General features: G+C 68.9%; 17 protein-coding genes and 4 pseudogenes. 15 read left to right on the forward strand and 6 right to left on the reverse strand.

Features of this window, described 5'->3' with window-relative positions; translation table 11 throughout:
* The first annotated feature begins 649 nt into the window (after window positions 1–649).
* Both ABT114_RS41130 and ABT114_RS41135 read left to right on the forward strand, forming a co-directional pair.
* On the forward strand, window positions 650–1,828 hold the full coding sequence (locus ABT114_RS41130; RefSeq protein WP_351149641.1) for an NAD(P)/FAD-dependent oxidoreductase: 1,179 nt from the start codon (window positions 650–652) through the stop codon (window positions 1,826–1,828).
* A 72-nt stretch (window positions 1,829–1,900) separates the two neighbouring features.
* Window positions 1,901–2,794, forward strand: coding sequence for an RNA polymerase sigma-70 factor (locus tag ABT114_RS41135; protein WP_351149644.1), 894 nt, complete (start codon window positions 1,901–1,903; stop codon window positions 2,792–2,794).
* 19 nt (window positions 2,795–2,813) lie between these two features.
* Here ABT114_RS41135 and ABT114_RS41140 read toward each other — a convergent pair whose 3' ends face one another.
* Window positions 2,814–3,716, reverse strand: a complete 903-nt coding sequence (locus tag ABT114_RS41140; protein WP_351149646.1) for a hypothetical protein — start codon at window positions 3,714–3,716, stop codon at window positions 2,814–2,816.
* A gap of 28 nt (window positions 3,717–3,744) precedes the next feature.
* The gene (locus ABT114_RS41145) at window positions 3,745–4,770 is read right to left on the reverse strand and encodes a saccharopine dehydrogenase family protein (RefSeq protein WP_351149649.1); all 1,026 of its coding nucleotides are present in this window, start codon (window positions 4,768–4,770) and stop codon (window positions 3,745–3,747) included.
* Between the two features lie 151 nt (window positions 4,771–4,921).
* Here ABT114_RS41145 and ABT114_RS41150 point away from each other — a divergent pair, with 151 nt between their 5' ends.
* The 3 genes and pseudogenes from ABT114_RS41150 to ABT114_RS41160 form a co-directional block, all read left to right on the forward strand.
* On the forward strand, window positions 4,922–5,869 hold the full coding sequence (locus ABT114_RS41150) for an AraC family transcriptional regulator (protein ID WP_351149651.1): 948 nt from the start codon (window positions 4,922–4,924) through the stop codon (window positions 5,867–5,869).
* Between the two features lie 270 nt (window positions 5,870–6,139).
* Window positions 6,140–6,922 (forward strand): ISL3 family transposase, encoded by a 783-nt coding sequence (locus ABT114_RS41155; RefSeq protein WP_351149733.1) that lies wholly within the window; start codon window positions 6,140–6,142, stop codon window positions 6,920–6,922.
* Window positions 6,923–7,075: 153 nt separating this feature from the next.
* Window positions 7,076–7,276 (forward strand): annotated as a pseudogene (locus ABT114_RS41160) (Tn3 family transposase); the annotation flags it as partial.
* A gap of 462 nt (window positions 7,277–7,738) precedes the next feature.
* Here ABT114_RS41160 and ABT114_RS41165 read toward each other — a convergent pair.
* Window positions 7,739–8,431, reverse strand: coding sequence for a TetR/AcrR family transcriptional regulator (locus ABT114_RS41165; RefSeq protein WP_351149653.1), 693 nt, complete (start codon window positions 8,429–8,431; stop codon window positions 7,739–7,741).
* 53 nt (window positions 8,432–8,484) lie between these two features.
* Between ABT114_RS41165 and ABT114_RS41170 the strand changes: the two genes are divergently transcribed.
* The 3 genes and pseudogenes from ABT114_RS41170 (at window position 8,485) to ABT114_RS41180 (ending at window position 12,758) form a co-directional block, all read left to right on the forward strand.
* Window positions 8,485–9,609 (forward strand): FAD-dependent oxidoreductase, encoded by a 1,125-nt coding sequence (locus ABT114_RS41170; protein WP_351149656.1) that lies wholly within the window; start codon window positions 8,485–8,487, stop codon window positions 9,607–9,609.
* Between the two features lie 1,593 nt (window positions 9,610–11,202).
* Window positions 11,203–11,432: pseudogene (locus ABT114_RS41175) on the forward strand (IS5/IS1182 family transposase); the annotation flags it as partial.
* 522 nt (window positions 11,433–11,954) lie between these two features.
* Window positions 11,955–12,758, forward strand: a complete 804-nt coding sequence (locus ABT114_RS41180; protein WP_502988484.1) for a maleylpyruvate isomerase family mycothiol-dependent enzyme — start codon at window positions 11,955–11,957, stop codon at window positions 12,756–12,758.
* A gap of 173 nt (window positions 12,759–12,931) precedes the next feature.
* Here the strand turns inward: ABT114_RS41180 and ABT114_RS41185 are convergent.
* Window positions 12,932–14,338: pseudogene (locus tag ABT114_RS41185) on the reverse strand (Tn3 family transposase); the annotation flags it as partial.
* Between the two features lie 113 nt (window positions 14,339–14,451).
* On the opposite strand from ABT114_RS41185, the gene ABT114_RS41190 reads away from it, so the two are divergent.
* The 3 genes from ABT114_RS41190 to ABT114_RS41200 all read left to right on the forward strand — a co-directional run bounded on the left by ABT114_RS41190 (window position 14,452) and on the right by ABT114_RS41200 (window position 16,926).
* Window positions 14,452–15,219 (forward strand): extracellular solute-binding protein, encoded by a 768-nt coding sequence (locus ABT114_RS41190; RefSeq protein ID WP_351149659.1) that lies wholly within the window; start codon window positions 14,452–14,454, stop codon window positions 15,217–15,219.
* Between the two features lie 44 nt (window positions 15,220–15,263).
* The gene (locus tag ABT114_RS41195; RefSeq protein ID WP_351149662.1) at window positions 15,264–15,728 is read left to right on the forward strand and encodes a hypothetical protein; all 465 of its coding nucleotides are present in this window, start codon (window positions 15,264–15,266) and stop codon (window positions 15,726–15,728) included.
* A gap of 208 nt (window positions 15,729–15,936) precedes the next feature.
* Window positions 15,937–16,926, forward strand: coding sequence for a LacI family DNA-binding transcriptional regulator (locus tag ABT114_RS41200; protein WP_351149665.1), 990 nt, complete (start codon window positions 15,937–15,939; stop codon window positions 16,924–16,926).
* 211 nt (window positions 16,927–17,137) lie between these two features.
* Here ABT114_RS41200 and ABT114_RS41205 read toward each other — a convergent pair.
* Window positions 17,138–17,533, reverse strand: a pseudogene (locus ABT114_RS41205) (glycoside hydrolase family 76 protein); the annotation flags it as partial.
* Between the two features lie 300 nt (window positions 17,534–17,833).
* Here ABT114_RS41205 and ABT114_RS41210 point away from each other — a divergent pair.
* The 4 genes from ABT114_RS41210 (at window position 17,834) to ABT114_RS41225 (ending at window position 22,491) form a co-directional block, all read left to right on the forward strand.
* Entirely contained in the window at window positions 17,834–19,447 is a 1,614-nt protein-coding gene (locus ABT114_RS41210; RefSeq protein ID WP_351149667.1) for a glycoside hydrolase family 27 protein, read from the forward strand.
* A gap of 35 nt (window positions 19,448–19,482) precedes the next feature.
* Window positions 19,483–20,943, forward strand: coding sequence for a glycoside hydrolase family 76 protein (locus ABT114_RS41215; protein WP_351149670.1), 1,461 nt, complete (start codon window positions 19,483–19,485; stop codon window positions 20,941–20,943).
* A 73-nt stretch (window positions 20,944–21,016) separates the two neighbouring features.
* Complete coding sequence (locus ABT114_RS41220; RefSeq protein ID WP_351149673.1) at window positions 21,017–21,400, forward strand: beta-1,3-glucanase family protein; 384 nt, start codon at window positions 21,017–21,019, stop codon at window positions 21,398–21,400.
* 389 nt (window positions 21,401–21,789) lie between these two features.
* Window positions 21,790–22,491: an FG-GAP repeat domain-containing protein gene (locus tag ABT114_RS41225; protein WP_351149676.1), complete on the forward strand. Its 702-nt coding sequence runs from the start codon at window positions 21,790–21,792 to the stop codon at window positions 22,489–22,491.
* Between the two features lie 286 nt (window positions 22,492–22,777).
* Here the strand turns inward: ABT114_RS41225 and ABT114_RS41230 are convergent, their stop codons facing one another.
* Window positions 22,778–24,400 (reverse strand): glycoside hydrolase family 76 protein, encoded by a 1,623-nt coding sequence (locus ABT114_RS41230; protein ID WP_351149738.1) that lies wholly within the window; start codon window positions 24,398–24,400, stop codon window positions 22,778–22,780.
* Window positions 24,401–25,000: the final 600 nt, after the last annotated feature.

A 25,000-nucleotide genomic window follows, 5' to 3' on the forward strand; every position in this document is an offset into this window, starting at 1 on the left:
TCTGGCGTGGAGGGCGGGCAACGGCCGACACGACGTGGATGGCGCCTCCCCCTGGGTCCATCCGGCCCTCAGCGCCTCCGTCAGCCCAAGCCAGGGGTGATCCACGTCAGCAACCGTGGCGAGGCTTTGCGGCCGTTGCTGGCGCCGAGGCGGGTGCGGCCGCCGGGTGGAGGGGGCGCGGGGGTGGGCCTGCGGTGGGTTCAGGGCCTTCTCGCGGTCCAGCGTAGACGCCGAATTCGCCCGACATCCGGCCGCACTTGGAGCCGGGTTCCCGCCGGTATTCCTGCAGGATGGAACGCCCAGCGGGGGTCGGTACGTCGAGCTGAATCTGGGCGCCTATCAGACTGCGCTGTCGAGGACCTGGCGCTGGAGTCGCTCGCGGAGTTCGGCTTCTTCGGGGGTGAGAGGTTCGTCGGGGCGTCGGATACGCGTCTGCTTGGGCGGCAGTGGGAACCCGTCCTCTTCGGCGCTTCTGCTCCGCCTCGGCCAGGCCTGGTACAGCGAGGCAACTGACGGGTTCTTGCCAGCACACCAACGGTGCACCTGGTATGACGTGGTTCACATCAGTGGCCTGTCACGTCCGGTGCGGGTTGCTTGTCCCATGGGCGTCACCGACACCGAAGCAGGACCCCGGCCTTGGGAGATCGAGATGAGTAACGGCCACCACGTCGTCGTCCTCGGCGCTGGCTACACGGGCATGTTCAGCGCCATCCGGCTGGCCCACCGCGCCCGCCGGACCGGCGTCAAGATCACCCTGGTCAACCCCTCGAGCCGGTTCGTCGAGCGGCTGCGGATGCACCAGATCGCCGCCGGGCAGGAGCTGGCCGATCACCAGATCCCCGACCTGCTTGCCGGGACCGGCGTCACGTTCGTCCAGGGCACCGCCGTCGCCATCGACCCCGAGGCCCGGCAGGTCACCGTCGACGGCGCCGAGACCCTCGGGTACGACACGCTCGTCTACGCGCTGGGCAGCTCGACCGACACAGGCAAGGTCCCCGGCGTCGACACCCAGGCGTTCACCCTCAACAACCCGGAGATCGCTGGTCGGTTCGCCGCGCGGCTCACCGAGGTCGCCGCGTCCGGCGGCACGGTCACCGTCTGCGGCGGCGGCCTGACCGGCATCGAGGCGGCCACCGAGATCGCCGAGAGCCACCCCGGCCTGGACGTCATGCTGATCAGCCTGGACGAGCCCGGCGGCATGATGGGCGCCAAGGCCCGCGCCTACCTCTACCGCGGGCTGGACCGCCTCGGCGTCACTCTTGAGACCGGCGCCCGTGTCACCAAGGTGCTGCCCGATGCCGTCGAGCTGGCCGACGGCCGGCTCGTCCGCTCCGACGCCTGCCTGTGGACCACCGGCGTCAAGGTGTCGCCGCTCGCCGCCGCCGCCGGGATCGCCACCGACGACCGCGGCCTCATCCTGGTTGATGCCACGCTGCGTTCGGTGTCCCACCCGGAGATCCACGCCATCGGCGACGCTGCCGCCGTCCGTCTGGCCTGGGGACAGATCCACGGCACCTGCCAGAGCGGCCTGCCCACCGCCCAGTACACCGCCGACACCATCGCGCGGCTCGTGCGCGGCAAGGCCGTCAAGCCGTTCCGCTTCGGCTACTTCCACCAGCCGGTCAGCCTCGGCCGCCGTGATGCCGTTATCCAGTTCACCAAGGCCGACGACACCCCCCGCCGCATGCACCTCACCGGCCGGAGCGCCGTCGCGTACAAGGAGATGGTCAGCGGCAGCCCGCTCAAGACCTACCGGTTCAGCAAGCGCATGAACGTCACCACCATCGTCTCCAAAGGCGGCCGCGCCACCCGCAAGCCCGCGGTATGACGGACGCATCGGCTCCCAGCGCCGTGATCTCGGGCCTTGCCGCCCTGGTTACGGCGCTGGGAGCATGAGCCTATGGTCGATGCCAGAGCTGAGCAGGACCCGTACATCGAGCACCGCAGGCTGCTGTTCGCCACCGCGTACCGCATGCTGGGCAGCGTCGCCGACGCCGAGGACGTCATGCAGGACGCCTGGCTGAGCTGGAGCACCGCGGACCGCGAAGCGATCCGCCATCCCAAGGCCTACCTGGTGCGCACGGTCACCAACCTCTCGTTGAACCGCCTGACTTCCGCGCGGGCCACCCGCGAGACCTACGTCGGCCCGTGGCTCCCTGAACCCCTGCTGACCTCCCCCGACATCGCCACGGAGACCGAACTGGCCGACACCGTCTCCACCGCGATGTTGGTCGTCCTGGAAACCCTCAGCCCCGTCGAACGTGCCGTCTTCCTGCTCCGGGAGGTCTTCGGCTACTCGCACGCCGAGATCGCCGAGATTCTCGAACGCCCCGAGCCGACGGTCCGCCAGATCGCCCACCGCGCCCGCGCGCACGTCCAGGCCCGCCGCCCCCGCTTCGACGCCGACCATACCCAACGCCAGCAGGTCACCGCCAAGTTCATGGAAGCCTGCACGGGCGGCGACCTGAACGCCGTCATGGAGCTGCTCGCCCCCGACGTCACCGCCTGGTCCGACGGCGGCGGCAAGGTCACCGCCGCCCGCCGCCCTCTCCACGGCACCGACCACGTCGCGCGCTGGATCGTGGGTTTCCTGGCCAAGCCCGAACTGGCCGCCCTGACCATGGAGCCGGCCGTCATCAACGGCGAGCTCGGCGTGCTGGCCACCCTCGGCGGGCACACCGTCGGCGCCCTCTCGTTCGACCTCGTCGACGGCCGCATCCAGAATCTGCGCTTCCAGGTCAACCCCGAAAAGCTCAGCGGCCTGACCCCCGACAACAGCTTGGCGCTCCGCTGAAGCGTTCAATCCTGGAGCATTACCGGCGGGACCCTGAGCCTGCACGAGCTGTCCAGGGCGGGCGCAGCCCATCGCTTGCGACGCCGAAGGCGCCCTTGACGGAGCTGAGCAGCCCCGACCCCTTCACTGGCGGGCGATTCGCCCCCAGTTGACCAAGGCAAAGGCCTGGGCAGCGAAGAGCATCGCTGGCTGTTTTCAGGGGTCTGGGCGGAATTTCGTCACGGTCACGATCGCAGCAGGACGCGGGTGCGGAGGAGCCGGAAGGATCCTCGTCCGTACATCTGCCGCTTGATCGTCTTAAACGGTTGACGTGCCCTTCGACCACTGCGGAGCTGTAGTCGAGCGTCATGCCGGCGAGGACGGCGTCCCAGTCCTGGCGGAGGAATCCGGCGAAACCCCGCACGGGCCCGGGGCCGTTGGTATCGGCCTCGCGGACCCAGTCGGCGAGGAGATGTCCTCGCCGGTCGCGGACCAGGCTGGCGAAGACGCGGGCCTGGTCACAGGCGGTGGCGATGTCCGGGCAGGCGATGCGTACCTCGTCGAGCTGGTCTTGTTCCTCACGGCTGAGCCCGTCGCGCGGCCTCATGATCCATGAAGTGATCTTGCGTGGTGTGGGGATGGGACGGGGAGGCTCGACCGCGGCGGTGCCGCCACGCATGGTGCGGATGTAGAGGCGGACGGCCTGATGGTTGCCGCGGTAGCCGTGCTCGTGGATCTCGCGGTAGAGCTGGGAGGCGTTGGTACAGCCGTCAGCGAATCGTTGTTGCAGGTAGGACCGGTAGGGGTCGAGTTGGCGGGGCCGGCGGTCGCGGGCCGACGCGATCAGTACGTCGAGGTCGGTGGTCAGGTAGCGGCGGACGGTCTTGCGGTGCAGACCGAACCGGCGGGCGATGGCGCTGATCGTCCACGTCGCCTCCCGCAACCGGTGGACGCGCGTTCTCGTCGAGGTGTCAGGTCACCTGCCAGGTGACCCCGTGGGGTACCAGGAAGTTGAGGAAGTCGGCCGGATCGTATGCCTGGGCTGGGGTGAGTACTCCTGGGCTCGCGCCGTGGGCGGCGAGGCGGCGGGCGCCCTCGACGGCGATCACGGCGGTGAGGCCGTACCCGTCGGGTCCGGTCACCCAGCCGCGGGCGCGGCTTCCGTCCCTACCAGTGGCTTCGGCCATCATCAGCCACCGGCCGTTGGCTCGGACCTCGTCCGCGACCGTCTCGGGGACGCTGTCCATGATGTCCGGGGTGAGCGAGGCGAACAGCGTGGCCACATCGGTCCTGATGGCGCTGTGGACCCGCCTCGCCGCCACGTGCCGTGGGATGGTGACCACGCCCGGGAGCGCGAAGGTCGTCACGGGCACCGCAGCCGTCTCGCCAGGCGGAACGATCACCTCCAGTGGTGAATCGCGTGCAGGCCGCCAGGCACCGTCGGCATACTCCAACGCTCCTTCAGCGAAGACGGACGCCATGGAGCGGGCGGTACCGCGCGAGGCCCCGCCGCCGGGCAGGCGCAGATCGGCAATGAGCACGTGGTCGACCGGGGCGACACGGTCCGCCACCAGCTTCGCGATCAGGTCGCCGGGGCCGCCGTCGTCAGCCATGGCCGGGACGACGCTCACCCCGGCGCATTCGGCCTCTTTACCGAAGGTGTCGAAGACCCGCCGCAGGTAGCCCTGTTCGCCGGTGGTGTCGACGTAGGGGGTCTCGCCGGTGATCGCAGCGCGCACCACCGGCTCGCCCCACAGCGTGAACGGGCCGGCGCAGTTGACCACGGCGTCGCAGTCGGCGAACGCCGCGGGCAGCCCCACAGGATCTGCCAGGTCCGCGACCCGGACCTCGGCGTCCGCCGCGCCGACCCGCACTGCGGCGGCGCGCAGGCGCTCCCGATCGCGGCCAACCAGTACTGGTGTGATCTCGCGGCGGCGCAGCTCGGCGACGGCGAGCCCTCCGGTGAACCCGCTCGCGCCGTACACGGCGATCCTCATGCTGCTTTTCTCCCTGTGGCTCGTGCTGGGCTGACGAGAGCGCCAGCTCGTTGATCACTGTAGGAACCACGTGGGGACGGCCACATGGCTCACGGTCCAGTACAGATGTCCATTCGTCCATCAAGATCGGCCCCAGGAGTACGGTGGGACAATGGATGTTGTCAGTGACGCTGTGGCTGCGATGCGCACCGGAGCACCGCACTCGTCACGCACCCGGCTGCACGCGCCGTGGGGAATCCGCTTCGAGCCCCAGGAGGGCGCTGGCTTCCACGTCATCCTGCAGGGAGCGTGCTGGCTGCTGCCCGTGCGAGGCGAGCCGCTGCCCCTGGGCGTGGGCGATGTGGTGTTCCTGCCCCGTGAACTCGGACACGCGATCGCGGACGCACCGACGACACCGTTGAGGAACGCCACCACGAGGCGCCTGGTCGATGCCGCTTCTCCTGCTGCTGGTGTCGGTGCGGGGGGAGCGGCCACCGTCATGCTCTGCGGCGCCTACCGGCTCGACCAGTCACGGACCCACCCGCTGCTCGCCGAGATGCCCGATGTCGTGCACCTCCCGGCGCGCGTCGGACAGCATTCCTCCCTGCGCGGCGCCGTCGACCTCCTCGGACGCGAACTGACCACCGAGCCATTGCCGGGTTCTGCCGGGGTTGTGCCGGCCCTCCTCGACGTCCTGCTGCTGTACATCCTCAGGGCCTGGCACGACGAACAGGCCGAACAGGCCACCACCGGCTGGGGACCAGCCCTCCGCGACCCAGCGGTCACCGCAGCACTACGCGCCATCCACCGCGCGCCCGCCCAGCCTTGGACCGTCCAGGCCCTCGCCACACAGGCCGGCCTGTCCCGATCGGCCTTCGCCGAGCGCTTCACCGCCACGGTCGGCTCCCCGCCCCTCACCTATCTGACCTGGTGGCGCATGACCACCGCGGCCCGGATGCTGCGCGACACCGACCTGCTCCTGCGTTCGGTGGCGGAGCGCACCGGCTACGCCTCCGAGTACGCCTTCGCCAAGGCATTCAAGCGTGAGTTCGGCATAGCGCCGGGCCAGTACCGGAACAGCTCGCGCTCCCTCCCCGGGGACAACGCGAACACGGGGTAGCCGTTCACGGCAAGGAAGCTTCGGCAACTCGGGGCCCCACAGGGTCGATGGCCACCAGAAGTCCCTGGCAATCCGGCGTATAACCAGCCGAGCACCTTCACGTGTACACCTGAGCAGAATCGCGGCTCTGGCAAGATTTTCGTAGCCGGAGATCATCTTTGTGTGGCGGCTGGCTGGTCTTCGTAGCGGGCGGCCTCTGGCTGTGTTCTGTCGAACTGCCTTATTTATTACCGCACTTGACGCTCGGTTGATGCTTCCGCTGCTGCCGTGGTGGTCCAGGCCCGGACGCGGTCCCGTGCACCGGCAGGGTGTACGGGGTGCGGCACGCTGAGCCAGTGGATCCACAGCCGTTATGTACGGCAGGTGTCCGACGTTGCGATCGGTGGCCGGCCGGTCCGGATCGAGCTGAGCGTGCGCCGTCTGTACTGCGAAAACTCTGCCTGCCCGAAGGTGACCTTCGCCGAGCAAGTACCGGGACTGACCGCGCGCTACCAGCGGCGCACGCCACTGCTGCAGCAGGTGGTCGAGGCGACCGGTGTGGTGCTGGCGGGCCGAGGCGGGGCCCGGATGCTGCGCATCCTGAACGTTGGGCTCTCACGGTCCACCGTGCTGTCCCAGTTGATGAGGGTGCCGCTGCCGCCGCTGGTCACCCCCAGGGTGCTGGGGGTGGACGACTTCGCGCTCTACGGCGACACCTACGGCACCCTTCTGGTCGATGCCACCACCCGTCTCCCACTGACACTCTGGGAAGGCAGGGACGCCGAACAGCTGAGCCGATGGCTGCGTGGTCATCCCGGCGTTGAGGTCGCTTGCCGCGACGGTTCGCTCACCTACCGGCAGGCCATCGCCGATGGCGCCCCTGAAGCTGTCCAGGGCAGCGACCGTTTCCACTTGTGGCAGGGACTGTCCCGGCGAGTCCAGGACGTTGCCGCCGCCCACGGAGGCTGCCTGCCCGCCGCGCTGCCCGCGCCCGAACCCGCCGCGCAGGAGGCTACTGAAGCGGCGGCAGCGGATCCCGAAGAAGCGGACACCCCTGCCGGTCGGCACGCCTGACGGCTGTTCGAAGCCGTGCACGCGCTGACGGATGCCGGCCGCTCCTACAGTGCCGCGGCCCGCGAGCTCGGGCTGGACCGCCGAACGGTGCGCAAGTACACCCGGGCTCGCACCTGGCACGAGGTGATGCGCCGTCCTCCCCGCCGCCCCTAGAGCGTGCCCGTTTTCGCCTTGGCGCACCTACTGGGCTTCGATCTGATGCCCAGGATCAGGAACTGGAAGGGCCTGACCTTCTACCGTCCGTCCAAGCAGAGCGAGTACGTGCACATCGACTCGCTGTTCGGGGACGCGGGCAAGAACGTCATCGACTGGAGATCGACCCGGAGGACCTGGCCCACATCTCGCCGTACCTGACCGAGCACATCAAACGGTTCGGCGAGTACTCCACCCACGAACTCGGCATCCAGCCCGAGGTGTACGACCCGAAACTCGACGTCGACTTCACCCAGCTCAGCGACCAGGACCCGGCCGCCTCCAGCTTCAGCGCGGCCGCCTGACCGCCACCTCTGCGAAGGACCCTGTCATGCCCGTTGAGCAGTACGGCCATCGGCCTCGCCCTGCACGCCGTGGCATGGTGGAACAACCTCTGCCGGACGCCGCAGTCAGAAAGATTCGCGCCGACGGGTTCCCCGCCACCGACGACAGGTGCGCCCGGCTTCCGCCGATCGCTTGCGGCCCTTCCACGACCCGACCCAAGAAGCGGACGCTCTCGGCGCCCCGATGGCAGCACCAACGTTATGAAGTGGTGGTGGCGCAAGCCCGTACGGCCCGTGGACACCGACCCCGACCTCGCTCACATTCGGCAGGAGCTGAGCGTCACGCCGACGGCCTGGTGAGTTTGGCGGCCACGGCGTCGAGGACCCAGTCCAGGCCGGTCGCGAAGGATGTATCGGCGTCTACATCCGTGCCGTCGTACACGGCCTTGGCCAGCGCCGGGAAGCGGCCCGTGGCCAACATGCTCGTCACATGCGGGCCGGAGGCGCGCTGCCAGTCACGCTTGGACAGGCCCGTGGCGCGCTCGGCCCGCAGGTTCGCGATCTCGCGCCTGATCGCGCCGGTGAAGTAGGCGCTGACAGTCTCCACGGCGCGCATGACGGTGTCGATGTCGGCGAGGCCGTCGAGGGCGGCCAGCGTGGCCTCGGTCACGGCGAGGCCGTTCGGGCCCAGGGCCGGGCGGCCGCCGAGCAGGTCGGCCAGCCATTCGTGACGGAGAGCGGACTGCCTGGTGCGATGGGCGAGGGCGCGCAGCGCCTCCCGCCAGTCACCGGGCTGCTCCTCGGGGAGAATCTCGGCCTGGACCTCGTCCACCATGAGGTCGAACAGCTCCTCCTTGGTGGAGATGTATCCGTACAGCCGCATCGGGCCGGCGTTCAGCCGGGCGGCTACCTTTCGCAACGACACCGCCTCCAGCCCGCCCTCGTCGGCCAGCGCGATGGCGGCGGCGACGATCCGCTCCCGGTCGAGCGGCACGGGGCGAGTCGGCGGCTCCGGCCGGTCCCACACAGTCATGGTCACACCGTTCTGTTGCGTTGCATCGCAATGGGGAAATACAGTGTATCGATATGAGACATCGTATCGCCGTGGTCGGGGGCGGCCCTGCCGGCCTTACTTTCGCCCGTGTCCTGCACCGTCATGGCTACCCCGTCGCCGTCCTCGAGCGCGATCCCGGCCCCGACGCCCGCCCCCCGGGCGGCACGCTGGACCTGCACGAAGGGCTGGGCCAGCTCGCGCTGGACAAGGCGGGGCTGCTGGCGGATTTCCAGGCGCTGTCTCGCCCCGAGGGGCAGGCCATGCGCATTCTGGACACGGCCGGGACCGTCCTGCGCGACTGGCGACCCCGTCCAGATGACCGGGCCAATCCCGAAATTGACCGCGGGCAACTCCGTGACCTGCTGCTCGGCCCTCTCGACGTCCAGTGGGGGCGGGGCGTGACGCAGGTGGTGCCGGGAACTCGGGACGGCGTGCTGGTCGATTTCGCGGACGGGCGACAGGAGACGTTCGACCTCGTGGTCGGCGCGGACGGCGCCTGGTCCCGGATCCGCCGGGCAGTCTCGCCGGTGACGCCGCACTACACCGGCGTCACCTCGGTCGAGACCTCCCTGGACGACGTCGACACCCGCCACCCTGACCTCGCCCGGTTGATCGGCGACGGTTCCGTGGCTGTGTACGGCGTGAACCGAAAGCTCGTCGCCCAACGCAACAGCGGCGGCCACGTCAAGGTGTACGCCCAGTTCCGCGCGCCGCTGGACTGGCACACGAACCTGGACCTGGCCGACGTCGAGGCCGTGCGATCAAGCCTGCTGGCTTTGTTCGACGGCTGGGCCGCTCCCGTCCTCGACCTCCTCCGCCACGGCACCGCTTTCGTCCACCGCCCCCTCTACGTCCTGCCCGTGTCCCACACCTGGGCCCACGTCCCCGGGGTGACGCTGCTGGGCGACGCCGCCCACTTGATGCCCCCATTGGGGGCGGGTGCGAACCTCGCGATGCTGGAAGGCGCAGAACTCGCCGAGTCCATCGCCGCCGCCCCCGGTCCTGGAGATCTGGACGAGGCCGTCCGCGCCTTCGAGGGGCAGATGTGGGCACGGGCCGGCAGATGGGCGAAAATCACGACGGCCGGTCTGGAACGCCTCGTGAGCCCGGACCCCACGCAAGCCCTCGCCGTCTTCGACGAAGTCCAGCCATCCTGACTGCCAAGCGCGAGAGCACCAGCACCAACAGCTCGCCACGGCTTCACGGGACAGTACGGCACCGCCGCGCTCCCTTCCGGCAAAACCACCGTTAGACGAACGCACGGACGCCTGCACCGAACGCAGCCCTCAGCACGCGAGGCCGGGATCGAGGACCCGGTCGGTCGTTGTTCGAGGAGGACCTGGGCACCTCCAGCCGCCTCCCCCCTCCAGATCGGATCGAGAACTGGCGACAGTTGAATAGGCGAGTCCACCAGTACCGGGGCCGTGGTGGTGCTGGAGGCCGGGCTGGTTGGTCCCGGACCGTGGCAGCCGTCGGGTGTCGTCGCAGATGGTGGTGGGTTGTGGGGTGTTTTGTTTCTTCTTCCGGGAGACGTACGCCTTGCGGTCCGGGGGTTCCGTGCTCGGGCGGCGCTCCTGCACCTTGGTGCCGTCCATGCGCATGCCGGACTCCGCTCGGCCCCGTCAATCGCATGTCCGTGGCCGGTAAGCCTGGGGTGCTTCGCCCGCGCGTTGGTGTTCGCGGGCCTTGACACCGAGCTTGTCGTCGAGACGGCCCGGTCGTCTTGGGGGCTGGTGTGCGTCACTGGGCGCTGTCGGGCGGCGAGTGAGGAGTGCCCGGACTGCGGGCGGTGCTGCGGCCGTGTCCGTGATTGCTGCCTCCGGCGGGTTCGCGACTTTCCGCTGTGCGGCCGGCCTGTGGTGATCACGCTGCTGATAGGCCGTTTCAACTGCGGCAACAACAGGTGTGCGTGGCGGAGGTTCGCCGAGGGGTTTTGGCAGCTGGCCACTTTGTACGCCTGCTGCGCGCGGTCCTTGCGTGCCGGGCTGGGGGTGATCAAACTTGCGCTCGCCGGTCGGGTCGGGGCCCGGCTTGCCACGTCCTTCGCCGTCGTGGTGGGCCGCATGAGGTTCCTGCGGCGGGTGATGGCACTGCCCGATCCCGAGCGTGGAGCGCTGCGGGTCGGCGGGGTGGACGACTGGCGGTCGGCGACCTGGACGGTGTCCGGGGCGCCGAGCCGCGCGCCGCAGCCCTCGGCCTGGGGCTGGTCGAGTGCCTTCGTGCGGGGAGCACGGGATCGGCCGACGGCCGCGCTCACCTCTACTTACACCCCGATTCACGTGCGAGGCACGCTGGCCCGTGGGCCACCCGATGGACTCACCTGCTCAGGGAGCGAGGCAGGATACCCCCGGGAGGCCGGCAGGGTCCACCAGACCGGCCGGGTCCAGGAGAGCGGCCGGGTCCACAAGTTCCGTGACCCCAGCGGGTGTCTCAGCGACGCATGTAACGGTCGCGGCCGGGTCCGGGACGGCGCTGGCGGGTGAGGCTAGAACCCCAAGGAGGGTGAGGGCCCCCAAGACCACAGCTACGGTGCGGCGCATGTTTTCCCCTGCTTTCGGTAGATGGAACATTCGAACCTTTCCCTCGACGAGAAGAGGGGGACCCACCACTCACTCGAATGAGTACCGGCGAATCGATCCTCCGCCTTCTGTTGAAGGCTGCCCATCCGGCGAGTGACATCGAAACGAGTTCTCGCGTACGCAGCCGGTCAGCGCAGCGCTGTGACCTGCTGTGGTCGGCACCGTAGTGGGGGGTTCACGGCCGAGATCGCACGCAGGGGCGTGCCGGCCCCGGTCCAGGCTGGCAAGCGCTGGGTGGTCGAGCGCAACCTCCTGGATGAACAACTGCGGCAAGCTCCGCCACTGCACAGAAGAGGAGCGGAAGGTTCGTGGACTTCTGCCTCTGCCTCGCCGCCACGCTCGTCACGCTCCGCATGCTCATTCGGCGCTCGGCCGAGCGCTTTCGCGGGGACGGCCGGCCCGCCCCCGCACTCCTTGCAGGGCACCGCCCCGGCCGTCGTGCGCAGCACATCGAGCACGTCGAACAGGTCCCGCTCCCGGTCGCCGGCGGGAGCGCGCGGGCAGTCCCAGAGGTGCACGACGACCGACCCTGGGCGGCCGTTGCGGGGCAGGATTCGCTGGACCTTCCACGCCCAGCGGTCCGAGGCCGGAGCATCCCGGTCCTCCCGGGGCAGGGCGTACGTCGGGACACCGTCGTACGCCACCCCGTCGACCGGGTGCGCCTGCTCAGGCCTCAGCCACACCCGGTACTCGCGCGCCTCGACTCCCTCCGGCGGCCCGTCGTGGGCCCACATCGGCAGGCCCACCCAGTACATCCAGCCGCCCAGCCGCCACTGGCGCCGCTCGTGCAGGCGGCCGGACAGCAGGCACGGTCGGCGGCGGAGAGGTCCTCCATCATTTCTCCGCGGTGGTGAGGGTCCGCCCGCGATGGCGGCTGTGAAAATCGCTGTCCGATTGTCGGAACGCAGTGATAGAGATTCAGGGTGACAATGACACTCGAGTTCCCCGTTCTGCTGCGACTGATCGACGAACGGTCGACTGCCTTCCGCGCCGCGGTCGCCTCCGCGCCCAGCCTCGACGTACAGGTGCCGACCTGCCCCGAGTGGACGCTGTTCGATCTGGCGCAGCACATCGGCGAGGGGCGCCGCGACTGGGCCGCCACCGTCGCCGCAGGGCCTGCTCCGGCCAAGTCCGCAGCGGAGGGCGCCCCGGCTGCGCCTCGGGAGCGCGAGGCCCTGCTGGCCTGGTTGGCGGAGTCCACGGAGCAACTGCTGGACGCATTGCGGAAGGCCGGCCCGGATCGCGGTTGCTGGACGTGGTGGGGGACGTCGCAGTCGCCGCAGACCTCCGGTGCCGTAGCTCGGCACCAGCTCCAGCAGTTCGCGGTGCACACGTACGACGCCCAGATCACCGTAGGTGCCCCGCAGCCGCTGCCGGACGAGGTGGCGCTCGACGGTGTCGACGAGTTCCTGTCCACCTGCGTCGCAACGACAAGTGCCTGGCCGCACAAGCCCGCTGCCGTCGACTTCCACGCCTCCGAGGGCCGCTCCTGGCGCCTCTCGCTCTCCGCCGACGGCGCACGGACCGCCCGCCTCCCCGGGCCCGGCACCATGCCGGCCACCGCTGCCGGCCAGGACCCGGACGCGGCCGCCGCCTCCGCCTCCGCTTGGGGCACGGCCAGCGAGCTGGTCTTCATCCTGTACGACCGTATCCCGGTCAACTCCCTGAAGCTCGACGGCGACCGACGTCTCTTCGAGCAGCTCAGCGCCTGGGACCCGGATGAGTAGGACGTGACGATGCGCCACCTCGTACGCCCCGGGGCATGCCTCCCGCCAACGGCTACAACCACGCCGTGGTGGCCTCGGGGCCGCGGGCGGAGCAGACCGTCGCGGCTGCGAAGCGGCTGACCACGGCGGCGGCTCACAAGCTGATCGGTGCGCCTGGTCGGCACCTGACGCCGTCAGTTCTCAGCGCTGTCCTCGTCGTCATCGAGTCCGGCCGCGTCCGGGTCGCGCAGCGGGCGCAGGGTGCCGCCCGCCGGCTGGGTGGGGGTGAAGCTGTAGCGGTCCAGGACGTTGAGGTTCTTGTGCTTGAGCGGGGACAGCCGGGCCATGTCCTCGTCACGGATCTCATGACCCTCCGCGCGAAGCTGGACGACGGCGGCGTCGATGTAGCGGGTCGTCCAGAGCACCACGGCGTTCAGGACCAGGCCGAGTGAGCCGAGCTGGTCCTCCATCCCGTCCCGGTACGCCTGGTGGATGGTGCCCTTCTTGCCGTGGCAGATGTCGCGGGCGAGCTTGTGTCGGGACTCCTGGACGGTGAGCTGCTTGTGCATCTGCCGCCGATAGGTGTCGTCCACGGGGTCTACCACCGCCAGGAGGTGGAGGGTCTTGGCAATCCGCCCGTACTCGGCGAACGCCTGCCCCAGCGGGGTGGGGTGGCCCTCGCGGCCGAACATTCGCAGCAGGTCATACGCCCTCACCTGGTTGGTGACCAGGGAGCCGGCCACCCGCAGCATGTCCGGCCATGCCGTGAGAACCTTCTTCACATTGACCTTGTTGCGGGCCAGCGCCTCCAGCGCCTCCAGCGGCCCGTACCCGCCCGCCGTCTCGGCGCCGGGCATCTGGGTCTTCCAGAACCGCTGGTCTTGAAGATCCTTGAAGCGCGGGGAGAAGCGGTAGCCGAGCATCTTGAAGATGCCGAAGACCATGTCGGAGTACGAGGCGTTGTCGGTGGCGACCATCTCCGGTTTCACCCCGCCGTCCAGGTTCAGCAGGGCGTCCAGGATGAACAGCAAGTCGCGCGGGGTGCCGGGCACCACCATCTGCCCGATACCGATGACCTGGTCGTTGATCGCGTTCAGCCAGGTGATGCCCCTCTTCGTCGCGAAGCACTTGGGGCTCGGCGCTGCGCTGATGGCGCGGACGGGGACGACGAAGCGCAGGCCGTCGACGGAGGCGAGCAGGCCCTTGCCCCAGTACTGCACGATCGGCACCCGGGCCTGGGCCTCGATCAGCGCGGCATTCGCCGCGGCGATGGTCCCCGCGCGCAGGTAGTACTGGTCGACGTGGACGAGCCGGGCCCGGGTGAGCGCCTCGTAGTTCGGGTTGATGACCGGGGTCATGCCGATGTTGCACGCCTCGCTCACGAGCGCCGGTATGTCGCCGGTCCTGACGAAGACCTCCGCCCGGGGAGCCACCGTCCGCTCCCCGCTGCCGGACTGCTCGTGAAGAGAACCCCAACTCATCGATGTGGCCCAGGTGTTGGTCAGGCAGCTCTCGGCGATGTTCGCGGCCGGGCTTCCCCGTAGTTCGCCGGCGAGCTTTCGTCCGAGCGTGCTCAGGGAGTCCGGAACGCCCCACGACTCAGGAGATGTGGGAATGGGAAACGTTACCTTGAGGGAGCTGGCGACCACCAGACCGGCGAGCCTGCCCAGGACTGAGCCATCGCCAACTCCCCGGAGGGAGAAGGTGAGCGCGTGTGGCAGCCACTCCGCACCGACGGGTGCGAACCTCTCCGCCACCGGCGACGAGGCCGCCCGGGCAGCGGCTCCGATGGGTCCCGATCCGGCGAGGGAAGAAGCTCGGATCGGATGCCCGGGCCGCGTACGTGTTCCTGGCGCCCGCCCTCATCGGCTTCACGGTGTTCGTGGTCTATCCGCTGATCCGGTCGGCGTACTTCGCGTTGACGCAGTACAACGGCCTGTCGGACCCGAAGTTCGTCGGCTTCGACAACTTCCGAAGGATGTTCAGCACCGACCCGTCGTTCTGGCCCTCGGTACGCGCCACCCTGCTTCTGGTCGTCCTGTACGTACCGCTGTCGCTGGCCATCGGACTGGCCCTGGCCGTCTTCTGCAACCACTGGACGACCGCCGACGGCAAGATCGGCGGCGTGCCCTCGCTGATGAACACGTACGGCATCTGGTACGACATCGACGCCTTCAAGGCCGCCGGCATACTGGTACCGGCGGCCGGCTGGACCTGGGACCAGATGTACGACGCCGCCGCCAAGCTGCACGAGAAGGGCGCCAAGTACGGCCTGGTTGCCGACGCGATGACCGCCCTCGACGCCCCCTTCAGCCTCAGTCTCTACTCCCAGTCCGCCGGCGGCGCACCCTTCACCGACGACGTCCACCACCCGACCAAGGTCACCGTCGACGCCAAGTACACCGAAGGCGTCGGCAAGCTCGTGGCGGGGATCAAGAGCGGCGCCGTAGCGCCTCCCGGTTACGACATCTCCAACCAGTAGTCGCTGTTCTCCGCCGGGCAGATCCCCATGCCATGGAGCGGCCAGTGGCTGGCCTCTGGCTTCCTGACCGACAAGCCGAAGATGAAGTACGGATTCGCGCCCTGCCCCAGGTTGACAAGCTGGCCACGCTGTACGACGCCGTGGGCATCTGCACTCCCTCGTACACCAAGAACGCGGACGCCACTTTCAAGGTCCTCAAGTACCTCGACTCCACCGTGTGGACCAAGGTGCTCCCCGACTCGCCCGTGGCGGTGCCCGCCTACACCGCTGCTCAGGACTCGTACTTCAACGCCCTCGACAAGGCGGGGCAGACGACGGTCGCCTCCACCGTCAGGACGGATCTGAAGGCCTCGTCCACCATCGGCGTGCGCTTCACCACCCAGTGGGCCAGTCAGGCCAGCGACCTGGTCATGGCGTACTGGCCCGACATCCTCCAGGGCAAGAAGCCGCTGTCCGATCTGCAGACCATGGCCGACAAGATCAACGATGTGATCAAGAACAATAGTTAGGTGCCCCGCTCCGGTTCGCCTCCGCTCGCGGTCGACGGGCAAGCCGCCCGCCGACCGGGGCGAACGAGGAGACCGGAAACGTATCCTGAGGGCGTTCGCCCGGTCAGGCCCGTGCGGCACCCTCCCAGGTGGCCGGACACGTGAGGAAAGTTGGTCTCCGCCCTACGTGAGCAGTCGTCTCCCGCAGCGCCAGAACACCAGGCCGACGATGCGCGATGTCGCAGAGCGGGCCGGAGTCGCCCTTGTCACCGTGTCCCGCGTCGTCAACGGCATCGGGACGGTCCGCGAGGAGACTGCCGACCGTGTGAACGCGGCGATCAGCGAGATCGGTTACCGGCGCAACGAGATCGCGCGTTCCCTGCGCCCCGGGCAGAACTCGTTGACCATCGGCCTGCTGCTCGGCGACCTGACCAACCCCTTCTACGCATCCCTGGCGAAGGCGGCCGTCGAGGTGGCCGCCCACGCCGGATACGCCGTTCTCCTCAGCACCGCCGACGAGGACCCGGAGGTCGAGCGCCGTGCCGTGGGCGAGCTGATCGGGCGACGAGTGGCCGGGCTCATCATCGTGCCCGACCAGGGCGACCACGCCTTTCTGCAGGAGGTCAACGGCCACGACCAGGTACCCATCGTCTTCGTGGACCGGCCCGCCACCGGAGCCGAGGCCGATGTCGTCCTCGTCGACAACGAGGGCGGGGGACGCACGGCGACACAGCACCTCATCGACCACGGCCACCGCCGGATCGCGATCCTCGTCGCCCCCTCGTACTACACCACCGGCCGTCGGCTGCGCGGATACCGCAAGGCCCTGCGGCAGAGCGGCATCGACGCCGACGAAGCACTGGTGGTCACCCTGCGGCGCGGCACCACGGAGGAAGCCGCCACCGCCACCCATGCCCTGCTCACCTCGCCGCATCCGCCGACGGCGATCTTCTCGACGACGGGCTTCCTCACCGAGGGCGTCCTGCGGGCGAGCCAGCAACTGGACGCCCGTATCGCCGTCGTGGGCTTCGACGACTTCAAGCTCGCCGACATGCTCCCCACCCCGGTCACGGTGGTGACCTCGGACACCGAGGAGCTCGGCCGCCGCGCCGCCCATCTCCTGATCGACCGCATCGACGGCGCGGACGCCCCCTTCCGCCGGACCGTGCTGCCTTCGCGGCTGATCGCCCGTGGCACGGGGGAGACGGCTCCCCAATAGAGCTCCCGGCCCGGTAGCGGCTCAGTAGAGCGTCGGCCACAACTCGCGCGGCCAGGCGAGCACGGCGTAGAGCTGGGCGAAGGCCGCCTGCTGGATCGCCTCGGTGGTACCGGACGAGTTGAGTGCACGAGGCCGGTGCCCGGGTCGCGCATCGTGGACCAGATCTCGTCGGCGTAAGCAGCCATCGCCTGGCGATACTTGCTGCTCCCGGTCACCGACTCCAGGAGCAGCAGGTTCTTGAAGAAGATTGAGTTGAAGAACACCGGCTGGGTGTAAGCCGTCCCTGCGTCACGTAGTAGGCGTAGGCCGCCTCGGCGATCGGCTCGGCCCGGCGCAGATACGTGCGGTCGCGGGTTGACCTGTGGAGGAGGACGTTGACGCCGACCGGAACACCCTGGTTGTAGGACCAGAAGGTCTTCTCGACCGTCCCCTTCAGGTCGAGATGGTCCCAGTACAGACCCCCAGGGCTTTGCAGATACGTGTTCGTCCAGTCGTAGAACCGTCTCGCCCAGTCCAGATAGCCGTCCTCACCGGTGATCTGGTGCAGGCGCAGGGCGAGTTGGGCGCCCGGCATGTTCGAGACGGTGTTGCGGTCCTGGCTCCAGTTCGCCTGGGTCCGGAAGACGCCGCCGGGAGCGGCGTGCGTGGAGTCGGTGTCCCAGCCCGACCTGACCGCTGCCTACACGGGCCGCGCAGGGAGTGCGGTGAATGGAAACGTTGCCACTGGGCATCGGGGGCGTCAACGGCCCGGGCAGCCCCAGTAGTTCTCCGCCGTGCCTTCAACGGCCGTTTTGGTACGGACCATTGACGCCGGAATGCGGTGGTGGGACCTTCACCATGGATACGTTTCCATAGCTCCGGACGCTCGGGCCTGTCCGCCCCCCACAGCGAAGCAGGAGACACAGACATGACCGTCCCCCTGATCCGGCTGAGACCCCTGAGAGCGGCGCTCGCCATGGTGCTGTTCCTCGTTCTTGCCCCGCCCCTGCTCCTCATGAGGGCGGCCCCGGACGCCGACGCTCTCGAGAACGGCCTGGCCCGCACGCCCCCGATGGGCTGGAACGACTGGAACGCCTTCGGCTGCAACGTCACGGAGCAACTGGTCAAGCAGACCGCCGACTATCTGGTCTCCTCGGGTCTGAAGGACGCGGGGTACCAGTACGTCAACATCGACGACTGCTGGATGGCCTCGGCCCGCAACTCCGCCGGCCAACTCGTCCCCGACCCGGTCAAGTTCCCCGACGGCATCAGCGGCACCGCCGCCTACGTCCACTCCAAGGGGCTCAAGCTCGGCATCTACGAGAGCGCCGGCACCGCCACCTGCCAGGGCTACCCCGGCAGCCTCGGCCACGAGCAGACGGACGCCAACAGCTTCGCCTCCTGGGGCGTCGACTACCTGAAGTACGACAACTGCAACCACCAGAACGTGCCCGACCAGCAGCGGTACACCGCCATGCGCGACGCCCTCGCCAACACCGGACGCCCCATCGTCTACAGCCTCTGCAACTGGGGCCTGGCCGACGTGTGGACCTGGGGTGCGGGAGTCGGCAACAGCTGGCGCACCACCGACGACATCAACGTCAACTTCTCCACGGTGGTGTCGATCTACAAGGCCAACGTCAAGCTCGCCCAGTACGCCAAGCCCGGTGCCTGGAACGACCCGGACATGCTGGAGGTCGGCAATGGCATGTCGTTCACCGAGGACCGCTCCCACTTCAGCCTGTGGGCCGAGATGGCCGCGCCGCTGATCGCCGGGAACGACATGCGCAGCGCCTCGGCGGCCACCCTCTCGCTCTACGGCAACAAGGACGTCATAGCCGTCGATCAGGACTCCCTGGGCAAGCAGGGCACCGAGATCTCCTCGTCGGGCGGTCTGCACGTCCTGGCCAAACCCCTCGCGAACGGTGACGTGTCGGTGGTCCTGTTCAACGAGAACTCGAGCGCGGCCACCATCACCACCTCGGCCTCGGCGGTGGGCCTCCAGGCCGCCTCGTCGTATCGGATCGACAACCTCTGGACGCACCAGATCAGCAGCACGAGCGGCAGCATCGCGGCCAACGTTCCGGGGCACGGCTCGGTCATGTACCGGGTGTCCGTCGGCAGCGGATCCAGTGTCGGGACCACGCACCCACTGATCGGAGCCTCCTCCAACCGCTGCCTCGACGCCTACGACGGTCAGACCACCCCCGGCACCAAGATCGAGATCTGGGACTGCGGCGGCGGCTCCAACCAGGCCGTCACCTTCACCGCCGCCGGTGAACTGCGGCTCTACGGCGGCACCCAGTGCCTGGACGCCTACGACAACGGGGTCGCCCCCGGCACGAAGGTGCAGCTCTGGACCTGCAACGGCGGCGCGAATCAACAGTGGCGCCTGAACGCGAACGGCACCATCACCGGCACCCAGTCCGGGCTCTGCCTCGATGTCACCGGAGGTGACAAGCCCGCCGGGAACGTCAACGGCACCCAGGTCGAGCTGTGGACCTGCAACGGCGGCGCCAACCAACAGTGGCGTCTGGGCTGACCGCCCTCCCGCCCCACGTCCATGGAGCATGTGACATGAGCTCAACGGCAAGACGCATCCGGAGAATCGGGACCGGCCTGATCGCGACCCTGGCCCTCCTGATCCCTGCCACCACCGGCGTCGCGACCGCCGCCCCCGAGGCAACGATCTGCAACAAGTACTGCGACGCCCGCGACCCGGCCCTGTCCCCGCAGGATCGGCAGCCCGTCACCGCCACCATCTACTCCCGAACCCTCGCCCTGCACTTCGACGACACCGACGCGATGGGCTGGGCCTCGATCACCAACGGCAGTCCGGGGGACGAGGTCTGGCTCGACCGCTCCTTCGACGGCGGCCGCACCTGGAGCTCGGGCAGCAAGCTCGGCGACACCACCATCCCCTCGGGACAAGGGGGTTGGCGCAGCCTGATGTACAACGTCGACGACTGGAACAACAACGGCGTCGGAGCCCTGCGCGCCTGCGGCAAGGCGGGAGACCGGGCCGAGATCGCCTGCACGGCTTGGGCCCGTACCACCTGGAACGCGTACAGCCGCCCCACGGCGGCGGCCACCGCGCTGATGCAGTCGTACAACAACTCCACCGGGCTGTTCGACACCACCGGCTGGTGGAACTCCGCCAACGCCCTGACCGCGATCATCGACAACATCCGCGTCACCGGAATGCCCAGCTACAAGTACGCGATCGCCAACACCTACGACCGCCAACTAGGCGCTCAGGGTGGCCAGTTCCGCAACGACTACATCGACGACACGGGGTGGTGGGGGCTCGCCTGGGTCGCTGCGTACGACCTGACCGGCGACAGTCGCTACCTGAACACCGCTCGCGCCGACGCGGACTACATGGCGCAGTACTGGGACTCGACGTGCGGCGGCGGGGTGTGGTGGAGCACGGCGAAGACGTATAAGAACGCGATCGCCAACTCCCTCTACCTGGAGCTCAATGCGGCGCTGCACAACCGAATTTCCGGCGACACGGTCTATCTCGGCCGGGCGAACGCGGAGTGGTCGTGGTTCAAGGGCACCGGCATGATCAACAGCTCCCGTCTGGTCAACGACGGCATTGACCTGTCGACCTGCACCAACAACGGGTCCACGGCATGGTCGTACAACCAGGGTGTACTCCTCGGCGGGCTGGCTGAGCTGTACCGCGCGATGGGGGACTCGGCCCTGCTGTCCACCGGCCGCCAGATCGGTGACGCCTCGACCACCTCCACATCGCTGAACTCCGGCGGAATCCTGCGCGAGCCGTGCGAGACGAACGGCTGCGGGGGCGACGGGCCCTCCTTCAAGGGCGCCTACGTCCGCGGGCTGAGCGCCTTCAACGTCCAGCTGTCCGACCGCCCCTACAGCGCGTACATCGCACGTCAGGCCGACGCGGCCTACGCCAACGACCGCAACGCGCTCGACGCGTACGGGCTGCACTGGGCAGGGCCGATCGACTCGACGGACGCCGCCCGCCAGCAGAGCGCTCTCGACCTGATGAACGCGGCGTCCTGACCGGTCATCGCCGACCGGCGCCGCCCTCCCTGGGAGATCCGGCGCCATGTTGCCCCGCAGAAGCCGAACCTCCATGGGGCACTGGCCGCCCCCGCGATCCTCACCGGCGTGGCCGCCCGGGCTTCGCCACCGCGTCGACCTGCCGAACAACACCGGCTCCAACACGGTCTACGCGTACGTCACCGGCCTGGCGATCGACAACGACAACGCCTGGTACCCGCTGCAGGCCGACGGCCAGACACTGTACTACCCCTCGTCCCCCGTCCTCGACCGGCACCCCTGTCGCGGCGGACTGCGCGATCCCGCTGAACGCCTCGGGTGCCGGCCCCAACAGATCACCATCCCCCGCGCAGCCGGCGGCCGGCTGTGGTTCTCCGTGGACCGGAAGCTGAAGTTCAAGCTCAACCCCGGTGCGGCGGTCTTCGAGCCGTCGGTGACCAACTCATGCGGTCCTTGAGCCCCACCGCCGGCATCGTCCTCCACGCCGTTCAGGAAGTGCTCGCTGTGGAGGAGGTCCGCCTGGGGAGAAGGACAAATCCCAGCGCCAGTGTCTTCCCAGGACGACTCCGCGGACTCCTAGGACGAGGGAAAGTCCCATACGGCTTGGCGCCCTTGAGGCAGGCGACTCTCGCCGATGCGAGGCTGATGCTGAGCGAGCGAGTCTTTAGCCTCTGCCAGGTCGGCATCCGGTGCAAGTTGGCAAGCTGGGCCATTCCCAACGACGTTGCCGCCTACGCTCGGAGCTTCAGCCGATCATCCCCCGCTGTTTGAAAGGTGCTTGTCACAGTCATGCGAACAACGAGCCATCCGAGCGGGCGTGCACAGCTGTTGAGGCAGGCGGCTGCCTTGGCGACAGCCGCGGCCTTGCTCGGCGCCTGCGGTGAGTCCGTCGCAGGGGCACCTCCACGTCCCACGGGCAGATCCTCGGTCGCGTCGTGTGTCTCGCCGTCGGGGGATCTGCTGGCCGACATCGACGGCGACGGCCGCGCAGACCGCGTCTCCGACCCCTCCCACACCGGTGCTCGACTGACCGTCGCGTTCGGCAAGGAGGCGGGCTACGGCACGCCGGTCGGGGTGAGGAAGCTGGTCGGAGGCTCCGGCGCCGGAGAGGAAGACGTGCTGGCGGCGGTGGCCGACTTCAACGGCGACGGCTGGAGCGACCTGGTCGTCGTGGCCACCGGACAGAAGCAGGGAGACGACGCGATCGAGCCGACCGCGGACGAGCTGATCTCGGGCCCCTTCTCGGCCTCCGGCCGGGGACAGCACACCCGGCATCTCGACCTCGGCGAGACCCGTGGCATCGCCGTGGCCGACTACGATCACGACCCCTACCCCGACCTGGCGGTGTTCAGTTACGCAGGCGACGGGGTCTACCAGACGGAGGCCCGCCTCGGCGACGGGGACACGGGACTCGCCGACGCGACCGCTGGCACGAGCAGGTACACCGTCGTCGCGGACCAGACCGATGACGACACCCCGAGCAACATGCCCAGCTCGGGTCTGCGCACGTTCTACCCGGCGTGCGGGAAGGCCGGTAGTCGGGGCTGAACTTTGCCGGTGCAGGCGCGTGCACGCGAGGCTGAGGGCCGGTCGACGAGAGGATGACGTTGTCCGGCTTGATGTCCCGGTGCAGCGCTCTGTGGTGGCGGAGCCTCTGCCACCGCGGGCTGTCCTGGGTGCGCCGCCAGGTCACGGTGTCCGTGGGGGTGACGCTCATAGCCTGCTCCTCAGGTGAGTGGGTGCTTCACGGTCGGCCTGGTCGCGCCTGAGGAACGCAACCAGGCCGCCGTTCACCCAGGTGTGCGGCACCCACCTTGCGCGTCAGAGCAGTTCGTCAGCCCGCTGCGGCGGTGAGTGCCCCGAGTGCGCTGGCCTGAGTGCGCCAGTCGGTCTGGTTGGGGCCGGCGCCGGCCCAGCGTTCACCCAGCGCGTTGAGGGAGGTGCGGTCCTGCGCCCACAGCGTGTCCGCCTGCTTCTGGATGTAAGCCTGATAGGTGCTGGAACCGGTGGCCTTCGCGAGGTCGGTGAAGTTCCGCATGAAGATGCCCTTGAACTGCTTCTGGTTGTCGTCGCAGGACGCCGAGCCGATGTCGCAGGACTCGGTGAGCACTCCGTCCCGGGTCAGCGTCGGGCTGCTGATGGCGGCGTCGGCCAGGGTGCGTGCGGTGGTCAGCAGCGAGCTGTCGCCGGTCGTCTTCCACAGTTCGGTGAAGGCGCCGATGGCCAGTCCCTGGTTGTAACTCCACACGGTGCTACCGTTGTTGGCGCAGGACGAGTCCAGCCCGTCGTTCACCAGCCCCGAGGAGTTGATCATCCCGCTGGCCTTGTACCAGGCGGCGGCCGTCTTCGCCCGCTGGAGCCATACCGTGTCGCCCGGGATGCGCTGGTGCAGCGCCGTGGTCAGCCAGAAGTACTGCCCGTTCGTCACGGCGTTCTTGTAGGTGCGCTCCCGGTCCCACCACACGCCACCGCCGCAGGAGCTGGGATCCCAGTACTGCTGGACGTAATTGGCGATCGTGACGGCCTCGTCGAGGTAGCGGGAGTCGCCGGTGTAGTCGTACGCGTCAAGCCAGGCGATGGCCCACCAGCCCGAGTCGTCGATGGAACGGCTGATGAAGTGGCCCTCGATCGCGTCCGAACTGCGGACACCGGCGGGGAAGACGCCCTTGTTCTGCTCGAAGGTGCGCGCCACGATCCAGTCGTAGTCGTGCCTGCCGGTGGTCCTCGCGAAGTCGATGAGGGAGGTGAGGGTGGCTGCCGAGTTCCACCAACTGCTGGGCCACCAGCCGTTGTAGGGGTCGTACGAGGTCATCAGAGCGTCCGCCGCGGCGCGTGCCCTGGTCGGCGCCGGCCTGACCCACGCGGTGCAACTGCCCTCGTTGTGACTGGCCTCCCGGCCGCAGGCGCGGACCGCGCCGCCGTAGAGAAGGCCGCGCGGGTCGCGGGTGGCGTACATCGCGGTACGGGTGGTGGTGGCACCGGACGGGGTGCTGGTACGGCCGAGGGAGGAGCCGTCGGGCCAGGTCGAGCCGCCGTCCCAGGAGCGGTCGAGCCAGATCTCGTCGCCGGCGCCACCGGTGTCGATACTGGCCCAGGCCATGGAGTTCTTCTGGTCGACGTGCAACCGGATCGTGCGGCCGTAGAGGGTGGTTGAGGGCACCGGCTGGTCGTCGCCCGCTGCCTGGCCGGCGCTGGTGCCGTCGCAGAGGGTGTCGCAGACGGTGGGGTAGACCCAGTTCGTGCAGCCGACGCCGGCGGCGTCGCCGCAGGCCCGCACGAGTCCGCGTCGGTGGTTGCGGGGGTCCGTGATGTTGTACATCAGCGTCCTGGTGCCGGTCCAGGTGCTCGGGATGCTCGCCTTGCCGAGAAGTCCCTCCCAGGTGGCTCCGCCGTCCCAGGAGCGGTCCAGCCACACCGCGTCGCCGGGCACGCCGTTGTCGATGCTGGCCCAGGCCATGTCGTCCGCGTCGGAGATGTGCAGTTGGAGGCGACGGCCGTTGAGGTTCTTGTCCGGCACCGGGAAGCTCTCCTGCCGGGCCTGTGAGGGGTCCAGCGTGTCACAGGCCAGGACGCACACGGGGGTGGCGGCGGCCGCCGGCGTTGCGGCCTGGACCAGTGCCGCGAACGCGAGAGCGGCCGTCAGTAGGAAGCTGAGGAGTCGTGACCTGGCAACGATGTCGGAGCTTTGTGAGGACACCGGAACTCGCCTCGATTTCACGATGGGGGATGCCGGTTGGCGGGTGCGACTGGGGCCGACGGCTCTCACCGAGCCGGGCAGGAATCGAGCACTGGTCCATACCTGTCTCCGAGGCAGTGAAGCGGCTTGGCGGGACCCTGTCAATGCCTCCAACGGGGGTGTTTTTCAGGGCGGTTCGGGGCTGCCGTGGCGGGTTGACACACCGTTTTCGGGCGCCCATCATCGGTGGCACTTCGACGAGGCTCCTCGTGTATCCAACTGTCCGATCAGGTGCTGGGTCTCGTGGATCGCCGCGTTGAATCGTTTCAGGATTTGCGTTTCCGTGTGCCCGCACCCGCCCCGGGAGGTTTCCATGCGTCG

The organism is Streptomyces sp. NPDC002088 (assembly GCF_040296605.1).
Classification (GTDB): domain Bacteria; phylum Actinomycetota; class Actinomycetes; order Streptomycetales; family Streptomycetaceae; genus Streptomyces.

Coding starts and splice junctions, on each gene's coding strand:
- ABT114_RS41170 (WP_351149656.1), top strand. CDS start 8,485: ATGAGACATCGTATCGCCGTGGTCGGGGGCGGCCCTGCCGGCCTTACT.
- ABT114_RS41165 (WP_351149653.1), bottom strand. CDS start 8,431: ATGACTGTGTGGGACCGGCCGGAGCCGCCGACTCGCCCCGTGCCGCTC.
- ABT114_RS41150 (WP_351149651.1), top strand. CDS start 4,922: ATGGATGTTGTCAGTGACGCTGTGGCTGCGATGCGCACCGGAGCACCG.
- ABT114_RS41135 (WP_351149644.1), top strand. CDS start 1,901: ATGGTCGATGCCAGAGCTGAGCAGGACCCGTACATCGAGCACCGCAGG.
- ABT114_RS41210 (WP_351149667.1), top strand. CDS start 17,834: ATGACCGTCCCCCTGATCCGGCTGAGACCCCTGAGAGCGGCGCTCGCC.
- ABT114_RS41230 (WP_351149738.1), bottom strand. CDS start 24,400: ATGGCCTGGGCCAGCATCGACAACGGCGTGCCCGGCGACGCGGTGTGG.
- ABT114_RS41200 (WP_351149665.1), top strand. CDS start 15,937: ATGCGCGATGTCGCAGAGCGGGCCGGAGTCGCCCTTGTCACCGTGTCC.
- ABT114_RS41130 (WP_351149641.1), top strand. CDS start 650: ATGAGTAACGGCCACCACGTCGTCGTCCTCGGCGCTGGCTACACGGGC.
- ABT114_RS41220 (WP_351149673.1), top strand. CDS start 21,017: ATGGGGCACTGGCCGCCCCCGCGATCCTCACCGGCGTGGCCGCCCGGG.
- ABT114_RS41145 (WP_351149649.1), bottom strand. CDS start 4,770: ATGAGGATCGCCGTGTACGGCGCGAGCGGGTTCACCGGAGGGCTCGCC.
- ABT114_RS41215 (WP_351149670.1), top strand. CDS start 19,483: ATGAGCTCAACGGCAAGACGCATCCGGAGAATCGGGACCGGCCTGATC.